Genomic DNA, 1,839 nt, shown 5'->3' on the forward strand with positions numbered 1-1,839 from the left:
ATAAAGAGGGGTGTATTCCAGTCTGCAAATGGAACATTAATACATGCGGATCTGAATGCATCCTACAACACAATAAGAAAGGCAATCCCTGAAGCATTTGACGGGATAGAGGGTATTGGGTTATACCTACGAAGTTTAAGCATCAAGGAGATGATAACTTCCAGAGGTGGATGTTAACATGGTTAACAGAAACCATAACCTTATCGATGTAAGTCCGTGTATTTCCTGTCTAGAAATATAGTTTTACAGCTTCCTTCAACAATAATTTTAACTTTAACTTTATTTTTAGGACACATTATAGCATTTTTGCATCATGAATACGGTGGCATCATCTCAGACGAAATTTCATATCATGTCTAACAATACGCCAGGGAAATGATAGTAGTCACTGGTATGCCTGGGGCTGGCAAAGATGAATTTGTAAAGGTTGCAAAGAGCCTGGGCTTCGTCGATCTGCACATGGGCAACACGGTCAGAGAATTTGCAAAGAGATCTGGAGTACCAGAGATAGACCATGAAATTGGAAATTTTGCCACCTCTGAAAGAAAGAAGTATGGCATGGACATCTGGGCTGTAAGAACCGCACAGAAGATAACTGATGATAGCCACACCGTTATAGACGGCCTTCGTAATTATGAGGAACTTCAGTATTTTTCCAGATTTTCTGAGAATCCATATGTGGTTGCTATCTTCGCAAGCAGAAAAGATAGATTCGACAGGATACTCAAGAGAGATAGGCCTGATGATATAAGAACGATGGATGAACTCATTGATCGCGATATGAGGGAACTGTCATGGGGTATAGGCAACGTCATAGCACTTGCGGATTACATGATAGTGAATGATGACACGCTTCAAGTGTTCCATGAGAGATGTAGAAAATTGCTGACGGAGAAATTTTCTGTCAGCAACAGGGCATAATATTTTTATAAAAGCGAAAAGTTGGAAATACTCAACAGCATAAATAGGGGTAAACTGTTAGACGGGGTTGCATCAGAGGAAAGCCTGTAAACTATACTCTAAAATATGGGAAAGTTTTTATCGCTCGATTTAATCCGCTCTTGCATTGTGGGTCCGTAGCTTAGCTAGGTAGAGCGATGGACTCTTAATCCATAGGTCAGGGGTCCAAATCCCCTCGGACCCGTAGATACAGTTCCTCTGGAACCTGCAGCTTCAGTTCCCGGGAAGATGCCCGCAAACGCCGCCTTCACCGCGTTGATGGCCTCGTCCTGGGACGGATGCAGATATATTTCTGTGGACGACAGATCCGAGTGGCCGAGCATCTTCGCCACGTAGAAAAGATCGACGCCGTTCTTCAGAAGCACGGATGCATACGTATGCCTAGCCATGTGCGGGTGGAACCTGACGCCTGCCTGCTTGGCCACATCGTATATTAGCATGCGCAGAAAGTTGTAGCTCATCCTTCTCTTCTTCGTGGTGAAGACGTAGTATTGATCCGTGTTCGCCCTCACGGACAGGTACTCCATGAGCGCATCGTACACTTCCGGCGGCAGGTAGACGTCCCTGACCTTCTGGCCCTTGCCGGTTACGCGTATCCTGTCCGGATGGATGTCCTCGATGCGGAGATCGCAGATCTCTCGGAGGCGCAGGCCGCAGCCGAAGAGGAGGTAGAACACGGCCTTCCTGCGCGGATCCCTCGAGGCCACGGCCATCAGGCGCTGCATGGCCTCGGCCTGGACGGCATCCTCATTAAGATCGTCGACCCGGATACGGACAGGGTTCTGTTTGAAGAGCAGGGCATGTTCAATCTGCCGGAGCCTGAGCCGGTGGACAGGCCCACCACGATCCAGATCCGCGCGTCGACCAGGAGGCTTCTGA

1 protein-coding gene, 1 tRNA gene and 1 pseudogene are annotated in these 1,839 nt (G+C 47.7%); 2 read left to right on the forward strand and 1 reads right to left on the reverse strand.

The annotated features are described in order from the left end of the window. Positions 1-375 precede the first annotated feature (375 nt). Both DMB44_RS00890 and DMB44_RS00895 read left to right on the forward strand, forming a co-directional pair. Complete coding sequence (locus DMB44_RS00890; protein ID WP_110640185.1) at positions 376-921, forward strand: dephospho-CoA kinase; 546 nt, start codon at positions 376-378, stop codon at positions 919-921. A 149-nt stretch (positions 922-1,070) separates the two neighbouring features. After that, positions 1,071-1,144 (forward strand) — tRNA-Lys (locus tag DMB44_RS00895). A gap of 97 nt (positions 1,145-1,241) precedes the next feature. On the opposite strand, the pseudogene DMB44_RS09730 reads toward DMB44_RS00895, so the two are convergent. Continuing rightward, positions 1,242-1,685: pseudogene (locus DMB44_RS09730) on the reverse strand (tyrosine-type recombinase/integrase); the annotation flags it as partial. Positions 1,686-1,839: the final 154 nt, after the last annotated feature.

It is taken from the genome of Thermoplasma sp. Kam2015 (assembly GCF_003205235.1).
Lineage (GTDB): Archaea > Thermoplasmatota > Thermoplasmata > Thermoplasmatales > Thermoplasmataceae > Thermoplasma.